The organism is Streptomyces sp. NPDC002884 (assembly GCF_040295245.1).
In the GTDB taxonomy this organism is placed as follows: domain Bacteria; phylum Actinomycetota; class Actinomycetes; order Streptomycetales; family Streptomycetaceae; genus Streptomyces.
In genome coordinates this window covers 45,391-65,477 of sequence record NZ_JBEOVB010000008.1, presented here as the reverse complement: position 1 = coordinate 65,477, position 20,087 = coordinate 45,391, and the positions used below count along the sequence as shown (strand labels likewise).

The following is a 20,087-nucleotide window of genomic DNA, read 5'->3' as shown; positions in this document are numbered from 1 at the left end:
CCCGCGCCGCCCGTCTCCAGCCGCCCCCGGGTGACTTCCGGCAGTCCCGGCAGTCCCGGCAACCCATCGGCCAAGCCCTAACGGAGCTCTATATTCCACTTTCGGCCAATTCGCAACGAATCGTGACTGCCTGCGCGCGTTATGTGATGTGCTGGGACCGATCGAGCCCATGGCAAGGGCTGGCGACATAGGACAAACGCGCAGGGCGGTCACGTACGGCGTACGCACGAGCCACCACGGGGGCACACGGGAGGGGAGCACCATGGGACCCGGACCAGGACCGGAACACATCCGCCGATGGGAGTCGGGAGCGCTGGCCCACGCCGTGACGGACCCCTTCGGACAGGGCCCCGTCCCCTGGCTGCGTGGCAGCGAGACGTACTTCGACGACACCGGCCAGGTCGTCCCCTGGTACGTGGACGCGGCCCCCGCACCCGCCCGGGGCGCCTCCCGCGTCCCGGCCCCCCGCACCGCGCCCTCGGCCGGCGGCCCCCGCTCGGCCGACGACGTGCGCCGCCAGATCAAGGGCTTCGTCTCCACCGGCGCGGTAGCCCCCGGCGATGCCGTCGACTTCCACATCACGGTTGACCCGCCCCAGGAATTCAGCGTCGACATCTACCGCATCGGCCACTACGACGGTGACGGCGCCGCCAAGATCACCACCAGCCCGCGCCTCTCCGGCATCGTCCAGCCCCCGCCGCTGACCGCCGACCGCACGGTCTCCTGCCACCACTGGTGGCTCTCCTGGCGCTTACAGGTCCCGTCCTACTGGAACGTCGGCGCGTACGTCGCCGTCCTCACCACCGTCGACGGCTACCGCTCCCACGTCCCCTTCACGGTCCGCGACCACCGGCCGGCCGATCTGCTCCTGCTGCTCCCCGACGTCACCTGGCAGGCCTACAACCTCTACCCCGAGGACGGCCGCAGCGGCGCCAGCCTCTACCACGCCTGGGACGACGACGGCCGTCTCCTCGGCGAGGCCGACGCCGCGACCACGGTCTCCTTCGACCGCCCGTACGCCGGCGCCGGCCTGCCCCTCCATGTCGGCCACGCCTACGACTTCATCCGCTGGGCCGAGCGCTACGGCTACGACCTCGCCTATGCCGACGCCCGCGACCTGCACGCCGGTCACATCGACCCCACCCGCTACCGCGGCCTGGTCTTCCCCGGCCACGACGAGTACTGGTCGACGAGCATGCGCCGCACCGTGGAACTCGCCCGCGACAGCGGCACCTCACTGGTCTTCCTGTCCGCCAACTCCCTTTACTGGCAGGTGGAGTTGGGTCCCTCCCCGTCCGGTGTCCCCAGCCGCCTGCTGACCTGCCGCAAGCGCAAGGGGCCCGGCAGGCCCGTCCTCTGGCGGGAGATCGACCGCGCCGAGCAGCAGTTGGTCGGCATCCAGTACGCGGGCCGGGTGCCCGAGCCGCATCCACTGATCGTCCGCAACGCCGATCACTGGCTGTGGGAGGCGACCGGCGCGTGCGACGGCGACGGCATCGAGGACCTGGTCGCGGGCGAGGCCGACCGCTACTTCCCGCGCACCCCGCTCCCGCCGCACGAGGACCGCATACTCCTCGCCCACTCCCCGTACCCCGACAGCGAGGGCGTCCTCCGCCACCAGGAGACCTCCCTCTACCGGGCCCCCTCCGGCGCGCTGGTCTTCGCCTCCGGCACCTTCGCCTGGTCCCCGGCGCTGGACCGCCCAGGCCATGTGGACCCCCGCGTCCAACGCGCCACGGCCAACCTCCTGGACCGCATCTGCAAACGCGACTGACCCCCGCACGTGCCCGGTCGCCCCACCCGCTGTCCTTGACCGATCCCGATGTACGGGACAATCGACCCACTAGGACAGAACCACGGGGAGGAACCGTGTCCGGATTCGTAGAAAAGCCCGAGCCCCTTCAGGTGCCGGGCCTGGTGCATCTGCACACCGGCAAGGTGCGCGAGCTGTACCAGAACGAGGCGGGCGACCTCGTGATGGTCGCCAGCGACCGCACCTCCGCCTTCGACTGGGTGCTGCCGACCGAGATCCCCGACAAGGGCCGTGTCCTCACCCAGCTCTCCCTGTGGTGGTTCGACCAGCTCCGCGACCTGGTCCCCAACCACGTCCTGAGCACGGAACTGCCCGCCGGCGTCCCCGCCGACTGGGCCGGCCGCACCCTGGTCTGCAAGTCGCTCCAGATGGTGCCCGTCGAGTGCGTGGCCCGCGGCTATCTCACCGGCTCGGGCCTCGCCGAGTACAAGGAGTCCCGCACGGTCTGTGGCCTCGCCCTTCCCGAGGGACTGGTGGACGGCAGTGAACTCCCCGCGCCGATCTTCACCCCGGCCACCAAGGCCGCCGTCGGCGAGCACGACGAGAACGTCTCCTACGAGGAGGTCGCCCGTCAGGTCGGCGCCGACACCGCCGCCCAGCTCCGCCAGGCGACCCTCGCCGTCTACGGCCGCGCCCGCGACATCGCCCGCGACCGGGGCATCATCCTCGCCGACACCAAGTTCGAGTTCGGCTTTGAGGGCGAGAACCTGGTCATCGCCGACGAGGTCCTCACCCCGGACTCCTCCCGCTTCTGGCCGGCCGACCAGTGGCAGCCCGGCCGCGCGCAGCCCTCGTACGACAAGCAGTTCGTGCGCGACTGGCTGACCTCGGCCGAGTCCGGCTGGGACCGGGCGAGCGAGCAGCCCCCGCCGCCCCTGCCGCAGCACATCGTGGACGCGACCCGCGCGAAGTACATCGAGGCCTACGAGCGCCTGACGGGCATCAGCTGGGCCTGACGCGAAAGGCCCCGGTCGATGACCGGGGCCTTTGCGATGGAGCGGACGACGAGGCTCGAACTCGCGACCTCAACCTTGGCAAGGTTGCGCTCTACCAACTGAGCTACGTCCGCAGTGCGCCGTGGCGCGAGGCCAACTATACCCAACCCCGCTCCCGGGCGAGCCGCACCGCCGCGTGCCGGTTCTCCGCCCCGAGCTTGGAGACGGCCGACGACAGATAGTTCCGTACGGTCCCCTGGGAGAGCGCGGCCCGCTCGGCGATCTCCGCGACGGGCGCCCCGTCGGCGGCGAGTTCGAGCACCTCCGTCTCACGCGAGGTCAGCGGCGAGTCACCGGCGGCGATCGCGTCGGCGGCCAACTCCGGGTCGACGTACCGGTTCCCGGCGTGCACGGTACGGATGATCTCCGCGAGCCGCTGTGCGCTCACCGTCTTCGGGACGAACCCGCGCACACCCGCCGCGAGCGCCCGCTTGAGATGTCCGGGCCGGCCGTGGCTGGTGACGATCAGTGCCTGGCAGTCGGGCAGTTCGGCGCGCAGGGATGTGGCGACGTTCACACCGTCGGTGCCCGGCATCTGCAGATCCAGGACGGCGACGTCGGGCCGGTGCGCCAGCGCCATCGCCAGCGCCTCCGGTCCGGTGGCCGCCTCGGCGACGATCAGCAGGTCGTCCTCCAGGGAGAGCAGCGCGGCCAGCGCCCCCCGGATGAGATGTTCGTCGTCGGCGAGCAGCACCCGCACGGTCATGAAACGACCTCTCTCACAGCAGCCTTTCCGCTCAACGGAACCTCGGCGACGACCCGGAAGACGCCCGCCCCGACGAACCCGGCCTCCAGCGTCCCGTCGACGCCCCGCAACCGCTCCCGCAGCCCGGTCAGCCCCGACCCGTCGCCGCTTTCGGTGCCGGAGGACCCGGCGCCGTCGTTCTCCACCGTCAGCACCACGCGTCCCTCCGGCATCCGCAACACCACCGAGCAGCGCCCGGCGTCCCCGTGCCGCAGTACGTTGGTGGTGGTCTCCCGCACCACCCAGCCGAGCGCCGACTGCACCTCCGCGGGCAGCCCGGCGGCCTCCCCGCTCACCTCGCAGACGATTCCGGCCGCCCTCAACACCCCTTGAGCACCGGCGAGTTCGACCCCGAGGTCCGCCTCCCGATAGCCCCGCACGACGGCGCGCACCTCCCGCTGCGAATCCTGCGCTATGCGCTGGACCTCGATCATCTGCTCCACGGCCTCCGGCCGCCCGCGCCGGGCCAGCTGCACGGCCAGCTCGCTCTTCAGGGCGATCACCGCCAGGTTCCGCCCCATCACGTCGTGCAGATCCCGCCCGAACCGCAGCCGCTCCTCGGCGACGGCGAGCCGGGCCTCGACCTCCCCGGCCCGGTCAGCCTCCCAGAGCACCGCCAGGTTCCAGGCGCTGCAGCGGCAGGCGAACAGCGAGAAGCAGGTCGCGAAGGCGGTCAGGAACCCGACCATGAAGACCCCCGCCGCATCCGGTTCGGCCCAGCCGAACACCGCCATGAGGGCCACGGCGAGCAGTGCGGAGTCCCGCAGGAACCGTGGGATGGGCACCACGAGCCCGTAGAGCATCCCGAAGGGCAGCAGCGCGGCTCCTATGCAGAGCCGGGTCGTCACCGGGTCGGCGCCGCCCACCACGGTGAGCGCCAGGGCCAGCGCCAGCCCGAGGGCCAGCAGCCCGGCCGCGGGATACAGGGCCCGCGGCGGGAGCTCGGCCCGGTGCAGGTAGTGGTCGAGGACGGGCCGGGTGAGCCGGTTCGCCTCGATGCACTGGAGGGCGGCCGCCAGCAGGAGCAGCCCGCCGACGAGCAGCGGCGCGGGACGCCGCTCCAGCCCGCCCACCAGAGGCAGCGCGAGCCAGGCGAAGGGGAAGAACCAGGTGGTGAAGTACCAGGTGCCCAGGGTCTGCAATTCGACCCGCTCGGCCTTGCTGCGGTCCCGCCAGTGGCGCCGATGCCACCCCCGAATGCGGCCCAACATCCTTGCCCTCCCCTATCCTTCAGCCCGCCACGATCCGTACGTGCCCCGGCTCGGTCCGGGCGGGGTCAGCGCCGGGGCTCCCACCGGAACCACCGCCGTACAGCAAACACCGCCAGCAGGGTCCAGGCCAGTGCGGTCGCCAGGGCGCCCAGGGCCTCGTACGCCGACAGAGTCCCGGTCCAGCCGCCGCGTATCAGGATGATCACCGGGGACAGCGGCAGCAGTTCGCAGACGGAGGCGAGCCGGTCGGGCAGCATTTCCAGGGGGACGGTCACGCCGGAGACGGTCATCGACAAGAGCACCAAGGGCATCGTGGTGACCTGCGCGCTCTCCACGGTCCGGGTCACCGTCGCCGTGGCGGCCGCGAGCGCCGCGCACATCACCAGGCCCAACAGCAGCCCCAGGACGGCGAGATACGGCGCCTCGGGGGCCGGCACGTCGAGCAGGAGCGTGGTGCCGGCCACCAGCACCAGGGACTGCACCAGCCCCGTGACGACGACGGGCAGCGCCGCCCCGCCGAGGATCTCCGGGTCCCGCAGCTCGCCGGTACGCAGCCGCTTCAGCACGAGCTCCTCGCGCCGGGCGGTGTAGATGGCCGCCAGTGCCGAGTACACGCCGAACAGCAGCGAGAAGCCGATCGCGGCGGGCAGCAGCACCAGGCCGACGCTGAGCCCGACGTCCTCCACGTCCATGTCCTCGACCACCGACGCCAGGCTCACCGGCAGCACCAGCGGGAGGAACACGGCCGCGATGATCGTGCTCTTGCTCCGCCCGAGCAACGTCAGCTCGGCGCGCGCGAGGGCGGCCATCCGGCTCGCGGGAGTCGTGACCCGACGGCCGACCGCACGACCGACCGCACGGCCGGCCGGATCCTTCACCGTTGCCCCGCTCATGCCGCGACCTCCTCGGTCTCGTCCCTGTTCGACGCCTCCCGGGCGATTCCCAGGAACGCCTCCTCCAGCGAGGCCGAGCGCACGTCCAGCCTCCGCAGCGCGACCTGGGCCCGCTCGGCCCACACCAGGAGCCCGGTAGCCGCCCGTTGCAGCTCCCGGGTGCGCAGCCGTATGAGGCGCCCGTCGACCTCGTGACCGCACACACCCAGCTCGCCCAGCGGAGGCAGGTCGCCCACGAAGTACCCCTCGGGCAGTTCGAAGGTGATCCGGGACGGCTGGGCGCCGGTCACCTCGTCGGGGGTCCCGGCGGCCGCGATACGGCCCTCGTGCAGGATGGCCAGCCGGTCGGCGAGGTTCTCCGCCTCCTCCAGGTAGTGCGTGGTCAGCAGCACCGTCGTACCGGCGTCACGCAGCGCGCGCACCAGGTCCCAGGTGTCCCGGCGGCCCTCGGCGTCCAGGCCGGTCGTCGGCTCGTCCAGGAACAGCACCTCGGGTTCTCCGAGGACCGCGAGCGCCAGGTCGAGGCGCCGCCGCTCGCCCCCGGACAGCTGCTTGATCCGGACGTCCGCCCGCCCGGCGAGCCCGACCAGCGCCAGCGCCTCCTTGACCGGGCGGGCGCCGCTCACGCAGCCGGCCCACATGCGCGCGGTCTCGGCGACGGTCAGCTCGGAGGGGAAGCCGCCCTCCTGGAGCATCACGCCGGTGCGCGGCCGGACGGCGGCCCGCTCGGCGTGCGGATCGTGGCCCAGCACTCTGACCCGCCCGCCGTCGGGGCGCGCGAGCCCCTCCAGCAACTCGACCGTCGATGTCTTTCCGGCGCCGTTGGTGCCGAGCAGCGCGAAGATCTCACCGCGGCCGACGTGGAAGGAGATCCCACGGACCGCTTCGAACCCGCCCCCGTACACACGCCGGAGGTCGGTGACCTCAATCACGTGTTCATTCGTGTCCATGCCCCAAGCCTCCCCGCGGGCGGAGGCCGGCAGCAGTGCGAGGTGTCACCACTCCGCATGACAAATGTCAGACGGACACTCGCGTCGTGCCCACGCTCGGGGATCACGCACGGCATCACGATCGAGGCTCACGCACGGGATCACGATCGAGGCCCACGCACGGGGCGCGTTCACGGCCTACGCAGGCGCGCGTTCACGGCCTACGCACGAGGCACGCGTTCAGGGCGCACGAAAAGACCCCGGTCCAGTGGACCGGGGTCTTTTTCCTGAGCGGACGACGAGGCTCGAACTCGCGACCTCAACCTTGGCAAGGTTGCGCTCTACCAACTGAGCTACGTCCGCATTGCCTCCGACCGGCTTTCACCGATCGGCGCGAGCACTACCCTACCTGATCCACAACAGTGGTCAGGCAGGTGATGCAGAGCGGGTGACAGGGATCGCACACTGCGCCTTCCCCCTGGAAGGGGGATGTTCTACTACTGAACTACACCCGCGTGTACTCCGTGAGCTGGGCTTTTCGGCCTTGCCCCTCGGCGTGCTCCAGACTCTAGCTGACCAGGAGGGGTGCAGCGCAAGTCGGTGCGTTCGAGGGGCCGGTGACCGGCCGTCGGCCCGCGGCTCACGGGGAGCCGATCAGCGTGCGCGACTCACTGCGCGTCGGCGAAGGCCTCGTAGACCTTCTTGGGGATGCGGCCGCGCGCCGGCACCTCCAGCTTGTTGGCCTGGGCCCAGGCCCGTACGGCGGCGGGGTCGGGGGCGACCTCCGTCTGCTTGTACGCCTTGCCGGACCTCGACCGCTTGCGGCCGGCGTCGACGTAGGGCGCGAGAGCCTTACGCAGTTTCTTGGCATTGGCTTCATTCAGGTCGATCTCGTACGACTTGCCGTCGAGTCCGAAGGCGATCGTTTCCGCCGCTTCCGAGCCGTCGATGTCGTCAAAGAGAGTGACCACGACCTTCTGCGCCACGAATATCGGTCCCTTCGTGCGACAGCTCTGCGATGACGTGCCAAGACGTCACGGAGATGTCGACTGTCCGCCTGTTAATGGGGCAAAGTATCGGCTATTGCTAATTCATTTGTACAGTGCCCGGCATTGCAATGTGAAGCTCGACTAAATCTGCCCGCGTGTCCCAGGGCAATAGGGAACGTTGGCGCACCCCGGATCTTTCCCTGAAATTTTCACGAAGGCACTGGTCCGATACCTGATCGTGATGGCGCTCACGTACTTTCCTACAACTCTACCCGCGTAGAAATTTTGTACGGGTAGTCTGAAGACACCTGTTGGAGACACCCGCAGGCACCTGCTCAGCACCACACCACCGGGAGTGCCAGTGGCACGCGTCGTAGTCGACGTCATGCTCAAGCCGGAGATCCTCGACCCCCAGGGCCAGGCGGTGCAGCGCGCACTGCCGCGGCTGGGTTTCGAAGGCATCTCCGACGTACGTCAGGGAAAGCGATTCGAACTGGAAGTTGACGGGCCGGTCGACGAGGCCGCCCTCGCCCGCATCCACGATCTTGCGGAATCCTTCCTCGCGAACACCGTGATCGAGGACTTCACCGTCAAGGTCGAGTCGGAAGAAGCAGTCGCGGGAGCCGCGAAGTGACCGCTCGTATTGGCGTCGTCACTTTCCCGGGCAGCCTCGACGACCGGGACACTCAGCGTGCGATCCGCCTCGCGGGTGCCGAACCCGTCGCTCTCTGGCACAAGGACAAGAACCTCCATCAGGTGGACGCCGTGGTGCTCCCCGGTGGTTTCTCCTACGGCGACTATCTGCGCGCCGGAGCCATCTCCCGGTTCTCGCCGGTGATGGAGAGCGTCATCGAGCAGGCGAAGGCCGGTCTTCCCGTCCTCGGTATCTGCAACGGCTTCCAGATCCTCACGGAGGCCCACCTGCTTCCCGGCGGGATGCTCGGCAACGACCACCTCCACTTCATCTGCCGCGACCAGAAGCTGCGGGTGGAGAACGCGGAGACCGCCTGGACCGCCGACTACGAGGCGGGCCAGGAGATCCACATCCCGCTGAAGAACATGGACGGCCGGTACGTCGCCGACGAGTACACCCTCGACAAGCTCGAGGCCGAGGGCCGGGTCGCCTTCCGCTACCTGGACGTGAACCCCAACGGCTCCCTCCGTGACATCGCCGGCATCACCAACGAGGCCGGCAACGTCGTGGGCCTCATGCCGCACCCGGAGCACGCCGTCGAGCCCCTCGTCGGGTCCGGCCGCACCGACGGTCTCCCGTTCTTCACCTCGATCCTCAAGAAGCTGGTCAACGCATGAGCCGGACGCCTCTGGACACGGTCGAGCACGCGGCCGAGACCCCCGACGTCGAGCTGCCCTGGGCCGAACTCGGTCTGAAGAAGGACGAGTACGAGCGCGTCGTGGAGATCCTCGGCCGCCGGCCCACCGGTGCCGAGCTCGCCATGTACTCCGTCATGTGGTCCGAGCACTGCTCGTACAAGTCCTCCAAGGTCCACCTCCGCCAGTTCGGCGAGAAGGCCCCCCAGTCCGACGCGCTGCTCGTGGGCATCGGCGAGAACGCGGGCGTGGTCGACGTCGGCCAGGGCTACGCGGTCACCTTCAAGGTCGAGTCGCACAACCACCCCTCGTACGTCGAGCCCTACCAGGGCGCGGCCACGGGCGTGGGCGGCATCGTCCGCGACATCATCGCGATGGGCGCGCGTCCGGTCGCTGTCGTGGACCCGCTGCGCTTCGGCGCGGCCGACCACCCCGACACCAAGCGCGTCCTGCCGGGCGTCGTCGCCGGCATCGGCGGCTACGGCAACTGCCTGGGTCTGCCCAACATCGGCGGAGAGGTCGTCTTCGACGCCTGCTACCAGGGCAACCCGCTGGTCAACGCCGGTGCCATCGGCGTGATGCGGCACGAGGACATCCACCTCGCGAAGGCCTCCGGCACCGGCAACAAGGTCATCCTCTACGGGGCCCGGACCGGTGGCGACGGCATCGGCGGCGCGTCGATCCTCGCCTCCGAGACCTTCGACGACGCCAAGCCGTCGAAGCGCCCGGCCGTGCAGGTCGGCGACCCCTTCCAGGAGAAGCTCCTCATCGAGTGCACCCTGGAGGCCTTCCAGGAGAAGCTCGTCGTCGGCATCCAGGACCTCGGCGCGGCCGGCCTGTCCTGCGCCACGTCCGAGCTGGCCTCCAACGGCTCCGGCGGCATGCGCGTCACCCTGGACGACGTACCGCTGCGCGACTCCACGCTCTCGCCCGAGGAAATCCTCATGAGCGAGTCGCAGGAGCGCATGTGCGCGGTCGTCGAACCGTCGAAGGTCGACCGGTTCCTGGAGATCTGCGACAAGTGGGACGTCATCGCGACCGTCATCGGTGAGGTGACCGACGGCGACCGGCTGGAGATCTTCTGGCACGGCGGCAAGATCGTCGACGTCGACCCGCGGACCGTGGCCCACGACGGCCCCGTCTACGAGCGCCCCTACGCCCGCCCGGAGTGGCAGGACGCCCTCCAGGCGGACGACGCGAACAAGCTGCCCCGGCCCACGACCGGCGCCGAGCTCAAGGACCAGGTGCTCGCGCTGGTCGCCTCGCCCAACCAGGCGTCCAAGAAGTGGATCACCTCGCAGTACGACCACTTCGTGCAGGGCAACACCGTCCTCGCGCAGCCCGAGGACTCCGGCATGATCCGGATCGACGAGGAGACCGGCCTCGGCGTCGCCATCGCGACCGACGGCAACGGCCGCTACGCCAAGCTCGACCCGTACGCGGGCGCGCAGCTGGCCCTCTCCGAGGCCTACCGGAACGTGGCGACGACCGGCGCCAAGCCGCTCGCCGTCTCCGACTGCCTCAACTTCGGCTCGCCCGAGGACCCGGCGGTGATGTGGCAGTTCGCGGAGGCCATCCGCGGCCTGGCCGACGCCTGCCAGCAGCTGGGCACCCCGGTGACCGGCGGCAACGTCTCCCTCTACAACCAGACGGGCGAGGTGGCCATCCACCCCACCCCGGTGGTGGCCGTGCTCGGTGTGATCGACGATGTCGCGCGCCGCACGCCCGTCGCCTTCCAGGAGGAGGGCCAGCTGCTCTACCTCCTCGGCGACACGCGCGAGGAGTTCGGCGGCTCGGCCTGGTCCCAGGTCGTCCACGACCACCTCGGCGGGCTGCCCCCGAAGGTCGACCTGGAGCGGGAGCGGCTCCTCGCCGAGATCCTGATCTCCGCCTCCCGCGACGGCATGATCGACGCCGCGCACGACCTGTCCGACGGCGGTCTGATCCAGGCCGTCGTCGAGTCGGCGCTGCTCGGTGGCAAGGGCGCGCGGCTGGTCGTACCGGACGGGCTCGACGCCTTCACCCTGCTCTTCTCCGAGTCGGCGGGCCGTGCCGTGGTGGCCGTCCCGCGCTCCGAGGAGCTGCGTTTCAACGACATGTGCGGGGCGCGCGGCCTGCCCGTCACCCGCATCGGTGTCGTCGACGGCGACACGGTCGAGCTCCAGGGCGAGTTCGAGCTGTCCCTGGAGGAGCTGCGCAAGGCCCACGAGGAGACCATCCCGGCCCTGCTCGCGTAAGCACCCGAGGCGCCGAGGCGCCAGGACGCCCAGGCGTCTGTACGGCGGTGAAGGCCTCGCCCGTTCCCACGGGCGGGGCCTTCGTCGTGACCGTCACGGGGTCGCGCCGGACGGGACGGCCCCGGTGTCACAGGCGGCCACTAGGCTCACCGCCATGCCCCCGGCCAGGAAACGCACGCGCGCGTACGACCCCGCCAAGATCCGTGCCGCGGTCACCGCGCAGTTCGGGAACGTGAGGCGGGCCGTGGCGACCCTCGGCCCCGAGCAGCTCGCGCTGCCCACCCGGCTGGCGGGCTGGACCGTACGGGACCTGGCCGCGCACGTGACGATGGCGGTGGCGACCGTCGGCCGCAACCTCGACAGGGACGAGCCCGCGAAGGCGGACCTCACGCTCCTCGAGTGGCCGTTCGCCACCGCCTCCCGGGCCGCCGGCATCTCCGACGGCACCCGGGACCTCGCCGCAGCCGAACCCGACCTGAACGCCCTGTTCGCGCGCACCGAGGAGCGCTTCGCCGAGGCCCTCGCCACAGCCTCCGGCGGCCGCGTCCTCGCCGCCCGCACCGGGGCGATGACCCTCGCCGACTACCTCGTCACCCGGACCGTCGAACTCGTCGTCCACACCGACGACCTGAACGCCGCCGTCCCCGGCCTGGACATCCCGTACGACCGCCAGGCGCTCGCCGCCGCCACCCGGCTCCTCGCCGACGCCCTCGCCGCCAGGGCGCCCGGCGGCGCGACGGAGGTGCGGATCCCGCCGTACGCCGTCGTGCAGTGCGTCGAGGGCCCCCGGCACACCCGGGGCACCCCGCCCAACGTCGTCGAGACCGACCCGCTGACCTGGATCCGGCTGGCGACGGGCCGGGTGACCTGGCCGGATGCCGTCGAGCGGGCGAAGGTCGCGGCGAGCGGCGAGCGGGCCGACCTCACGGCACTGCTGCCCCTCATGTCCTGAATCCGACCCCCGGGTGGAACCGACCGCCCCACCCGCCCCGTCGAACCGGCATGTACCGGCAGAGGCACAGCCCTACGCACACGTACAAGCAGCGCTTGACGCTGACCGCGGCCGTCCTGCTCCTCCCGCTCGCCGCGGCCTGCGGCAGCGAGAAGGCGGACGGTGAGCAGCCCGGCAGCGGGGCGGTGAGCGCCGAGCAGCCCGTCACCGGGGTCCGCTGGAACGTCGACAGCGTCACCGTGGACGGCACGACCCACCGTGCCCCGTCCGGCGCCCACGTCGAGATCCGGGACGGCAGGGCGGCGGGCAGTTACGGCTGCAACAACTTCACCGCCAAGGCCGCCGTCGAGGGCGACCGCATCCGGTTCAGCGACGCCAGGTCGACCAGGATGGCCTGCGCGGACCAGCCCATGGACTTCGAGCGCACGCTGGCCGGCACCCTCGCCGAGGGCGCCCTCAGCACCGAGGTCGACGGGAGCACGCTGACGCTCGCCACGGCCGACGGCGATCAGGTCCTGCTGACCAGGAAATGACCTCCGGCCGGCTCCCCGGCCCCGGTGGACCGCGCCCACCGGCCCTCATGGTGTGCGACACCTCACTCGCGCCCGCGGAACGGGCACCCGGGCGGCCGCCCCCGGGGCCCGCCCGACCGTCCAATGGATCACCATATCCGGCCATTGACCTGCGGAAATGAGTGGATCTTGGAGGTAATGACCGACGGGTGATCGAGTTACCGGTGGGTATCCCCAATTCGGACCAGTGGTCGATCTCGCCTACACTCGGTGGCGTGCCACGTGGTGACGGTCGACTCAGTCATGATCTGCTCCCCGGCGAGAAAGGACCCCAGGACGCTTGCGGCGTCTTCGGAGTCTGGGCTCCCGGTGAAGAGGTCGCCAAGCTCACTTACTTCGGGCTCTACGCCCTTCAGCATCGAGGTCAGGAATCCGCGGGGATCGCGGTCAGCAACGGCTCCCAGATCCTCGTCTTCAAGGACATGGGCCTCGTGTCCCAGGTCTTCGACGAGACCTCGCTCGGTTCGCTCCAGGGTCATATCGCGGTCGGACACGCCCGCTACTCGACCACCGGTGCCTCCGTGTGGGAGAACGCCCAGCCGACGTTCCGTGCCACCGCGCACGGCTCGATCGCGCTCGGTCACAACGGCAACCTCGTCAACACCGCCCAGCTCGCCGAGATGGTCGCCGACCTGCCCAAGCAGGAAGGCCGCAGTCCGCGCGTCGCGGCGACCAACGACACCGACCTGCTCACCGCGCTGCTCGCGGCCCAGGTCGACGAGGACGGCAAGCCGCTGACCATCGAGGAAGCGGCCCACCAGATCCTTCCCCAGGTCAAGGGCGCCTTCTCGCTCGTCTTCATGGACGAGCACACCCTCTACGCCGGCCGTGACCCGCAGGGCATCCGCCCGCTGGTCCTCGGCCGCCTGGAGCGCGGCTGGGTGGTCGCCTCCGAGTCCGCCGCCCTGGACATCTGCGGCGCCGCCTACGTCCGTGAGATCGAGCCCGGCGAGTTCATCGCCATCGACGAGAACGGACTGCGCACCTCCCGGTTCGCGGAAGCGAAGCCCAAGGGCTGCGTCTTCGAGTACGTGTACCTGGCCCGCCCGGACACCGACATCGCCGGCCGGAACGTGTACCTCTCCCGCGTGGAGATGGGCCGCAAACTCGCCAAGGAAGCGCCGGTCGACGCCGACCTGGTGATAGCGACACCGGAGTCCGGCACCCCCGCCGCCATCGGCTACGCGGAGGCCTCCGGCATCCCCTTCGGCGCGGGCCTCGTGAAGAACGCCTACGTCGGCCGGACGTTCATCCAGCCCTCGCAGACCATCCGCCAGCTCGGTATCCGCCTCAAGCTGAACCCGCTGAAGGAAGTCATCAAGGGCAAGCGGCTGGTCGTCGTCGACGACTCGATCGTGCGCGGCAACACCCAGCGGGCCCTGGTCCGCATGCTCCGCGAGGCGGGCGCGGCCGAGGTCCACATCCGGATCTCCTCGCCGCCCGTGAAGTGGCCCTGCTTCTTCGGCATCGACTTCGCCACCCGCGCGGAGCTCATCGCCAACGGCATGACCATCGACGAGATCGGCACCTCCCTGGGCGCCGACTCCCTCTCCTACATCTCCATCGACGGCATGATCGAGGCGACCACCATCGCCAAGCCGAACCTCTGCCGCGCCTGCTTCGACGGCGAGTACCCGATGGAGCTCCCGGACCCCGAGCTGCTCGGCAAGCAGCTCCTGGAGACCGAGCTGGCCGCGGGTCCCGCAGCCACGGCCGCGGCTGACGCCATCCGTCGCCCGTAGCGCCGCAGAGCCCCGTTTCACCAACCCGAAAGATCCCAGGCAATGGCTTCTGTGTCCGATCAGTCCCCTCCGGCGACGGGCAGTGCCTCCGGCGCGTCCTACGCGGCCGCCGGAGTCGACATCGAGGCGGGCGACCGCGCCGTAGAGCTGATGAAGGAGTGGGTGAAGAAGACGCAGCGCCCCGAGGTCCTCGGCGGCCTCGGCGGCTTCGCCGGCCTCTTCGACGCCTCCGCCCTCAAGCGTTTCGAGCGTCCGCTGCTCGCCTCCGCCACGGACGGCGTGGGCACCAAGGTCGACATCGCCCGTCAGCTCGGCGTGTACGACACCATCGGCCACGACCTGGTCGCCATGGTCATGGACGACATCGTGGTGTGCGGCGCCGAGCCGCTGTTCATGACCGACTACATCTGCGTCGGCAAGGTCCACCCCGAGCGGGTCGCCGCCATCGTCAAGGGCATCGCCGAGGGCTGTGTGCTCGCCGGCTGCGCCCTGGTCGGCGGCGAGACGGCCGAGCACCCGGGTCTGCTGGGCGAGGACGACTTCGACGTGGCCGGCGCCGGTACGGGCGTCGTGGAGGCCGACCGGCTGCTCGGCCCGGATCGTATCCGCACGGGTGACACGGTGATCGCCATGGCGGCCTCCGGCCTCCACTCGAACGGGTACTCCCTGGTCCGGCACGTCCTGCTGAAGCAGGCAGGGCTGTCCCTGGAGGCGCGGATCGAGGAGCTCGGCCGCACGCTCGGCGAGGAGCTCCTGGAGCCCACCAAGATCTACTCGCTGGACTGTCTGGCGCTCACCCGCACGACGGACGTCCACGCCTTCTCGCACATCACCGGCGGCGGTCTCGCGGCCAACCTGGCCCGGGTGATCCCGGACGGCCTGCACGCCGTCGTGGACCGCTCCACCTGGACCCCGGCCCCGATCTTCGACCTGGTCGGCAGGACCGGCTCCGTCGAGCGTCTGGAGCTGGAGAAGACCCTGAACATGGGCGTCGGCATGATGGCGATCGTGCCCGAGGAGTCGACGGACGTGGCCCTCGCGACGCTGGCCGACCGCGGCGTGGAGGCCTGGGTCGCCGGCGAGATCACCGAACGCGGCGAGCACACGACCGGCGCGGAGCTGGTCGGGGACTACGCAGGCTGAGGACCGAGCGGGCCGGCCACCAGGCGGGCCCGTGATCGGGTAGGCAGCACAAGACCCGGTCGGTGACCGAAGTCACCGACCGGGCGGGTGCTCAGTACAAGGTCAAGCGCCGCGACGATGTTGCGAGGAGTCCTCGCCGTCATCTTCGTCGTCGGCCCCGTACAGCTCGGCGTACCGTGCGTACGGGTCGTCGTCTTGCTCATCGTCATCGTCATCGTCCTCGAATGGCTCACCATTCGGCGGAATATTCGATGGCGATGCGCCCAGCTCTTCGGCCAGGCGTGAGAGATCTGTCCCGCCGCTGTTGTACTTCAGCTGGCGGGCGACCTTCGCTTGCTTGGCCTTGGCCCGGCCGCGCCCCATGGCTCGACCCCCTCAACGACGGGGCTCGACGGCCCCAGGTTGACACGCGTTCATGATCCAGGACGGTCCCTCCGTAGAGAGCCCGTCGTAGGGCTCCCACGGTACCTGAGCCCACGCCCGTACGGTACGTCGCCCGTAGCACGCGCGTGTGCGCAGCACCGTTCGGTCGCCCCGTCCTTGCTGGTCAGTGGCGATTTTAACCACTTATCGGCGGCCGACCCGCCGGGAAGAGTGAGAGTTCTCTCCAACTTTCCACCCGGCGGTACCGCCGAAACCCCCGGGCGGGTCGCCGCGGGGCCCTACGTGAGGGTCACCAACCGCGCGCCTGGGCGGCTTCGTGCATCCGCTGCTCGGCGATCCGGTCGGCCGCCGCCGCCGGTGGAATTCCGTCCGCCTTCGCACGTGCGAAGATCGCGAGTGTGGTGTCGAAGATCTTCGCGGCCTTCGCCCTGCACCGCTCGAAGTCGAAGCCGTGCAGCTCGTCGGCGACCTGGATGACTCCGCCGGCGTTCACCACGTAGTCCGGCGCGTAGAGGATCCCGCGGTCGGCGAGGTCCTTCTCCACGCCCGGGTGGGCGAGCTGGTTGTTGGCCGCGCCACAGACGATCTTCGCGGTCAGCACCGGCACGGAGTCGTCGCTCAGCGCACCGCCGAGCGCGCAGGGCGCGTAGATGTCGAGCCCGTCGATCCCGATCAGGCTCTCGGTGTCGGCGACCACGCCCACCGAGGGGTGCTTGTCGGAGATCCGCCGCACCGCTTCCTCGCGCACGTCCGTGATCACGACCTGGGCGCCCTCGTCCAGCAGGTGCTCCACCAGGTGGTGGCCGACCTTGCCGACGCCCGCGATGCCGACGGTACGGCCCCGCAGCGACGGGTCGCCCCACAGGTGCTGGGCGGAGGCCCGCATGCCCTGGTAGACGCCGAAGGCGGTCAGCACGGACGAGTCGCCGGCCCCGCCGTTCTCCGGCGAGCGCCCGGTCGTCCAGCGGCACTCGCGCGCCACGACGTCCATGTCGGCGACATAGGTGCCGACGTCGCAGGCGGTCACGTACCGACCGCCGAGCGAGGCCACGAAACGGCCGTACGCGAGCAGCAGCGCCTCGGTCTTGATCGTGTCGGGATCGCCGATGATCACGGCCTTGCCGCCGCCGTGGTCCAGACCGGCCATGGCGTTCTTGTACGACATCCCGCGCGCGAGGTTCAGCGCGTCGGCGACGGCCTCCGCCTCGGTCGCGTACGGGTAGAAGCGGGTACCGCCGAGGGCGGGGCCCAGAGCGGTGGAGTGGAGGGCGATGACGGCTTTGAGGCCGCTGGCGCGGTCCTGGCAGAGCACGACTTGCTCATGACCGCCCTGGTCCGAGTGGAACAGGGTGTGCAGTACATCAGCAGGTGCGCCGGAAACGTCGGTCACTGTGGTGACTCCCGGGTGTCTAGCGGCGATCGGGACGCAGGCACCGTAAGGGTGGCGGGGCCTGTGGACTGAGAGTAGAGCCTGCGTGGCCCGCCGCTCTCGCAGTGTTGGGGATCACCTTCTCCCGGAGTACCGCCGTGGGACGATTCGCAGGGTTTCCCGGTCGGCCGAAGGGGGAGGGAGCAGGCGTGCCCAAGGTGTCCTCGGTGATCGTTCCGTACGCGGTCTATCTGCGCGTGTACGAGCCGTTGGCCGCCTTCCCCGAGCCCGAGCGCACCCACTGGACGCGCTACGCCGGCCGCCCCGATCTCCCCTCCTACCAGGACGAGCTGCGCCGTTCGCTGGCCGACCTGCTGCCCACCCCGCCGGTCGCGGTGCCCGTGCACGAGAGCGGCGACGCGTTCCTGGCCCAGGTGGACGGAGTGCTCTGCGTCTGTCCCTGGCGTACCCGGCTGCGCGGCTGGCTGGCGCTGGCCGAGCTGAACGACGAGCTGCCCCGGCCGGTCCTGGAGGCGGCGCTGCCCGAGGTGGTGCGTCTGGAGGCCGCCAAGGACCACGAGCGGTGGCTGGAACGCAACCCCGACGCCCGGCCCTGGATCCGCACAGCCGTCTGGCAGGTGCCGCTCAACTGGTTCGTGCTCGTCTCCGACGAGGAGCGGCAGTACGAGAAGGGGACGGCGGAGGTGGCCCCCGTGCTGCGCTACCGCACACCGATGGTGCAGGCGCGGCGCCGGGTGGCCCGGTCGCTGCGGACGCTGAAGGACGCCATGGACGAGGGGCCGCTCATCGACGGCCTGGTGGACGTGGGGCGCTGGCTCGAGGAATTCCACCCGCGTTCGCTGGTGGAACTGGATTACGGCGGTCTGGTGCATGTGCTGCCGGCGGGTGATCTGGAGGACGATCACTCGGCGAAGGACGTGGCCGAGGGCATCGAGGCGCTGCGGGTCGGGGACGGCGCGGCGGCGGGCGAGGCGTACGGGCGGCTCGTGGAGCGGTGGCGCTCGGTACGGGAACGGCGCTCGGCGAACTGACGGCCGCCGCGCGCTCACGGCCGCCGACCCGGCCCGCTTGCTGTGAACTGACGATGTGACAGACGCGACAGCGCTTTCGTTAGTGACGTAGGTCACGGCCCTGAAGCAGTGGAACAGCGTACGGTCAACCGCACTTCACGGAACTGACGGGACGTAGGTCCCGATCCGGGCTTATGTCGCAAGGGTGATGGAACGCACGTACGCGGCCCTTGCGCCGCTTGCCCCTCCTCGTGCCAAAATAGGACAAGGAGTCCGGGGAGGGCTCCGTCCGCCTGCTTATGCTCCACTGTGGGGGGAAATCTCAGCATTGCAGCGCTTTGGGGGGTCTGATGCCTCCTGATCGTCCTGTGACTGATCGTCACAGTGGCGTGACTGTCCGCTATGGCATGGTCCATCGGCTTCCGTCGCCGATGAACACCTGGGGGGCAATTCCATCGGTTTGGCCGACGCGGCTGGACAGATGGTGTAGTTGTAGTGCCGAGGACAAGCCGTTCGTCCTATAACCGACTCGACTCGCGTCCGCCATTTCGGGCAACGCGGGTCAAGGTGCAGAATTTAGAGGAAAGAACCGAGAAGGTTCGGTTCTCCCGAGGAGGCCGCTCATGACCGCTCGCACCCCTGATGCTGAGCCGCTGCTGACCCCGGCTGAGGTCGCCACGATGTTCCGCGTCGACCCTAAGACGGTCACGCGGTGGGCGAAGGCCGGCAAGCTCACGTCGATTCGTACGCTCGGCGGACACCGCCGTTATCGCGAGGCTGAGGTCCGCGCACTGCTTGCGGGTATCCCGCAGCAGCGCAGCGAGGCCTGAACAAGTGAATAACCGGGCAACACGTCAGGTCCCCCAACCTGTGCGGACGCCCGAAACCTAGCTACAAGCGACGTGGGTCCTGCCCCAACAGGCCCCTCGCCCATCGGGAACGTCGTCGATCGCGCTGGACTCCGCCGGGTCCAGCGCGATCTTTTTTGTGCGCTTGAGACTGGTCGAGAGCGCTCGGCGGGTCGTATCAGGTGGCTCTGTGAGCGGGCTTGTCGGAGTCTGGGGAGGCTCTGGGAGGGTTCCGGGGGGCATCCTCCGGAGTGGTGCAATTGCACATATAAAATTGACCAGTTGTAGGAGCCTGGTAAGAACCCGGGTTTTCAAAACTCATGCCGTGACACCCGTCACATGCCAGGAGCCTTGTTGCCTCTGGCTCATGTGCGCTAGAGGAAGCTCACGTTCCAGCGTCCCACGCGGGTACGGCTGTTGGCGGCCGTGAGCGCGGGCGCCGGCCCGGCCGGAGGTCGAACCGGGCGCGGGTCACGCCGTCGAGGGGCTCTCGCCCTCCACGGCCCCCTCGGGGGCCTCCGCGCCCTGTGGAGCGCCGTCCATGGCCAGCCGCAGTAAGCGGTGGCAGATCGGGCAGTGGCGGGTCAGATGCCGGTACGGGGTCGCGGCCGACAGGTGCGCGCGAAGCAGTGCCCGCGTCTCGTGCCTGACCGATGCCGCCATGCCCCACCTCCGTCGGGGCCACGCGGAAAGAGGCCCTGGCTTCTGGGGTACCGGCGGAAAGTGACGACGTCAAGAGACCGGCGGACAACGTCCGGAGAGCAACGCAAAGAGCCCGGATCCGAAGATCCGGGCTCTTTGCCGTTCATTCACTGCGGTCCTGACGGGATTTGAACCCGCGGCCTCCACCTTGACAGGGTGGCGAGCACTCCAAACTGCTCCACAGGACCAGGTTTTGCGGCACT

General features: G+C 70.0%; 19 protein-coding genes and 4 tRNA genes. 11 read left to right on the top strand and 12 right to left on the bottom strand.

Annotated elements, in window-relative coordinates:
- Window positions 1-262: 262 nt before the first annotated feature.
- Both ABT070_RS18585 and ABT070_RS18580 read left to right on the top strand, forming a co-directional pair.
- Entirely contained in the window at window positions 263-1,774 is a 1,512-nt protein-coding gene (locus ABT070_RS18585; RefSeq protein ID WP_351761582.1) for a N,N-dimethylformamidase beta subunit family domain-containing protein, read from the top strand.
- Between the two features lie 95 nt (window positions 1,775-1,869).
- Window positions 1,870-2,769: a phosphoribosylaminoimidazolesuccinocarboxamide synthase gene (locus tag ABT070_RS18580; RefSeq protein ID WP_351761579.1), complete on the top strand. Its 900-nt coding sequence runs from the start codon at window positions 1,870-1,872 to the stop codon at window positions 2,767-2,769.
- A gap of 37 nt (window positions 2,770-2,806) precedes the next feature.
- Here the strand turns inward: ABT070_RS18580 and ABT070_RS18575 are convergent.
- The 8 genes from ABT070_RS18575 to ABT070_RS18540 form a co-directional block, all read right to left on the bottom strand.
- Window positions 2,807-2,882 (bottom strand) — tRNA-Gly (locus ABT070_RS18575).
- Between the two features lie 23 nt (window positions 2,883-2,905).
- The gene (locus tag ABT070_RS18570) at window positions 2,906-3,514 is read right to left on the bottom strand and encodes a response regulator (RefSeq protein ID WP_351761576.1); all 609 of its coding nucleotides are present in this window, start codon (window positions 3,512-3,514) and stop codon (window positions 2,906-2,908) included.
- Window positions 3,511-4,764 carry a sensor histidine kinase gene (locus tag ABT070_RS18565; protein ID WP_351761573.1) on the bottom strand — a complete coding sequence of 418 codons (1,254 nt, stop codon included), beginning with the start codon at window positions 4,762-4,764 and terminating at the stop codon, window positions 3,511-3,513. Before ABT070_RS18565 ends, ABT070_RS18570 begins: the two co-directional genes overlap by 4 nt.
- 65 nt (window positions 4,765-4,829) lie before the next feature.
- The gene (locus ABT070_RS18560; protein WP_351762197.1) at window positions 4,830-5,573 is read right to left on the bottom strand and encodes an ABC transporter permease; all 744 of its coding nucleotides are present in this window, start codon (window positions 5,571-5,573) and stop codon (window positions 4,830-4,832) included.
- An 80-nt stretch (window positions 5,574-5,653) separates the two neighbouring features.
- Complete coding sequence (locus tag ABT070_RS18555) at window positions 5,654-6,607, bottom strand: ABC transporter ATP-binding protein (protein WP_351761570.1); 954 nt, start codon at window positions 6,605-6,607, stop codon at window positions 5,654-5,656.
- A gap of 269 nt (window positions 6,608-6,876) precedes the next feature.
- Window positions 6,877-6,949 (bottom strand) — tRNA-Gly (locus ABT070_RS18550).
- Window positions 6,950-7,029: 80 nt separating this feature from the next.
- A tRNA-Gly gene (locus ABT070_RS18545) sits at window positions 7,030-7,101 on the bottom strand.
- A gap of 153 nt (window positions 7,102-7,254) precedes the next feature.
- On the bottom strand, window positions 7,255-7,572 hold the full coding sequence (locus ABT070_RS18540; RefSeq protein ID WP_062644605.1) for a histone-like nucleoid-structuring protein Lsr2: 318 nt from the start codon (window positions 7,570-7,572) through the stop codon (window positions 7,255-7,257).
- Between the two features lie 364 nt (window positions 7,573-7,936).
- On the opposite strand from ABT070_RS18540, the gene purS reads away from it, so the two are divergent.
- From purS to purM, 7 genes are all read left to right on the top strand, one after another.
- On the top strand, window positions 7,937-8,209 hold the full coding sequence (purS, locus tag ABT070_RS18535; RefSeq protein WP_020131278.1) for a phosphoribosylformylglycinamidine synthase subunit PurS: 273 nt from the start codon (window positions 7,937-7,939) through the stop codon (window positions 8,207-8,209).
- On the top strand, window positions 8,206-8,886 hold the full coding sequence (gene purQ, locus ABT070_RS18530) for a phosphoribosylformylglycinamidine synthase subunit PurQ (protein WP_351761566.1): 681 nt from the start codon (window positions 8,206-8,208) through the stop codon (window positions 8,884-8,886). Before purS ends, purQ begins: the two co-directional genes overlap by 4 nt.
- Complete coding sequence (gene purL / locus ABT070_RS18525; RefSeq protein WP_351761563.1) at window positions 8,883-11,141, top strand: phosphoribosylformylglycinamidine synthase subunit PurL; 2,259 nt, start codon at window positions 8,883-8,885, stop codon at window positions 11,139-11,141. Before purQ ends, purL begins: the two co-directional genes overlap by 4 nt.
- A 154-nt stretch (window positions 11,142-11,295) precedes the next feature.
- On the top strand, window positions 11,296-12,093 hold the full coding sequence (locus ABT070_RS18520) for a maleylpyruvate isomerase family mycothiol-dependent enzyme (RefSeq protein WP_351761560.1): 798 nt from the start codon (window positions 11,296-11,298) through the stop codon (window positions 12,091-12,093).
- A gap of 95 nt (window positions 12,094-12,188) precedes the next feature.
- Window positions 12,189-12,626, top strand: a complete 438-nt coding sequence (locus ABT070_RS18515) for an META domain-containing protein (RefSeq protein WP_351761557.1) — start codon at window positions 12,189-12,191, stop codon at window positions 12,624-12,626.
- A 254-nt stretch (window positions 12,627-12,880) separates the two neighbouring features.
- Window positions 12,881-14,407, top strand: coding sequence for an amidophosphoribosyltransferase (gene purF / locus ABT070_RS18510; RefSeq protein WP_351761554.1), 1,527 nt, complete (start codon window positions 12,881-12,883; stop codon window positions 14,405-14,407).
- Window positions 14,408-14,449: 42 nt separating this feature from the next.
- A complete protein-coding gene (purM, locus tag ABT070_RS18505) occupies window positions 14,450-15,550 on the top strand; it encodes a phosphoribosylformylglycinamidine cyclo-ligase (RefSeq protein WP_351761551.1) in 1,101 nt (366 codons plus the stop codon).
- Between the two features lie 102 nt (window positions 15,551-15,652).
- On the opposite strand, the gene ABT070_RS18500 is transcribed toward purM, so the two are convergent.
- Together ABT070_RS18500 and ABT070_RS18495 are read right to left on the bottom strand one after the other, a co-directional pair.
- Window positions 15,653-15,913: a DUF3073 domain-containing protein gene (locus ABT070_RS18500; protein WP_200726382.1), complete on the bottom strand. Its 261-nt coding sequence runs from the start codon at window positions 15,911-15,913 to the stop codon at window positions 15,653-15,655.
- Between the two features lie 310 nt (window positions 15,914-16,223).
- Window positions 16,224-17,324, bottom strand: coding sequence for a Leu/Phe/Val dehydrogenase (locus ABT070_RS18495; RefSeq protein WP_351761548.1), 1,101 nt, complete (start codon window positions 17,322-17,324; stop codon window positions 16,224-16,226).
- A gap of 188 nt (window positions 17,325-17,512) precedes the next feature.
- Here ABT070_RS18495 and ABT070_RS18490 point away from each other — a divergent pair, with 188 nt between their 5' ends.
- Both ABT070_RS18490 and bldC read left to right on the top strand, forming a co-directional pair.
- On the top strand, window positions 17,513-18,355 hold the full coding sequence (locus ABT070_RS18490; protein WP_351761545.1) for a DUF8083 family protein: 843 nt from the start codon (window positions 17,513-17,515) through the stop codon (window positions 18,353-18,355).
- Window positions 18,356-18,957: 602 nt separating this feature from the next.
- Complete coding sequence (gene bldC, locus ABT070_RS18485; protein WP_003949541.1) at window positions 18,958-19,164, top strand: developmental transcriptional regulator BldC; 207 nt, start codon at window positions 18,958-18,960, stop codon at window positions 19,162-19,164.
- A 489-nt stretch (window positions 19,165-19,653) separates the two neighbouring features.
- On the opposite strand, the gene ABT070_RS18480 is transcribed toward bldC, so the two are convergent.
- Both ABT070_RS18480 and ABT070_RS18475 read right to left on the bottom strand, forming a co-directional pair.
- A complete protein-coding gene (locus tag ABT070_RS18480; RefSeq protein ID WP_351761543.1) occupies window positions 19,654-19,845 on the bottom strand; it encodes a DUF6274 family protein in 192 nt (63 codons plus the stop codon).
- Between the two features lie 152 nt (window positions 19,846-19,997).
- Window positions 19,998-20,072 (bottom strand) — tRNA-Asp (locus ABT070_RS18475).
- Between the last annotated feature and the right edge of the window lie 15 nt (window positions 20,073-20,087).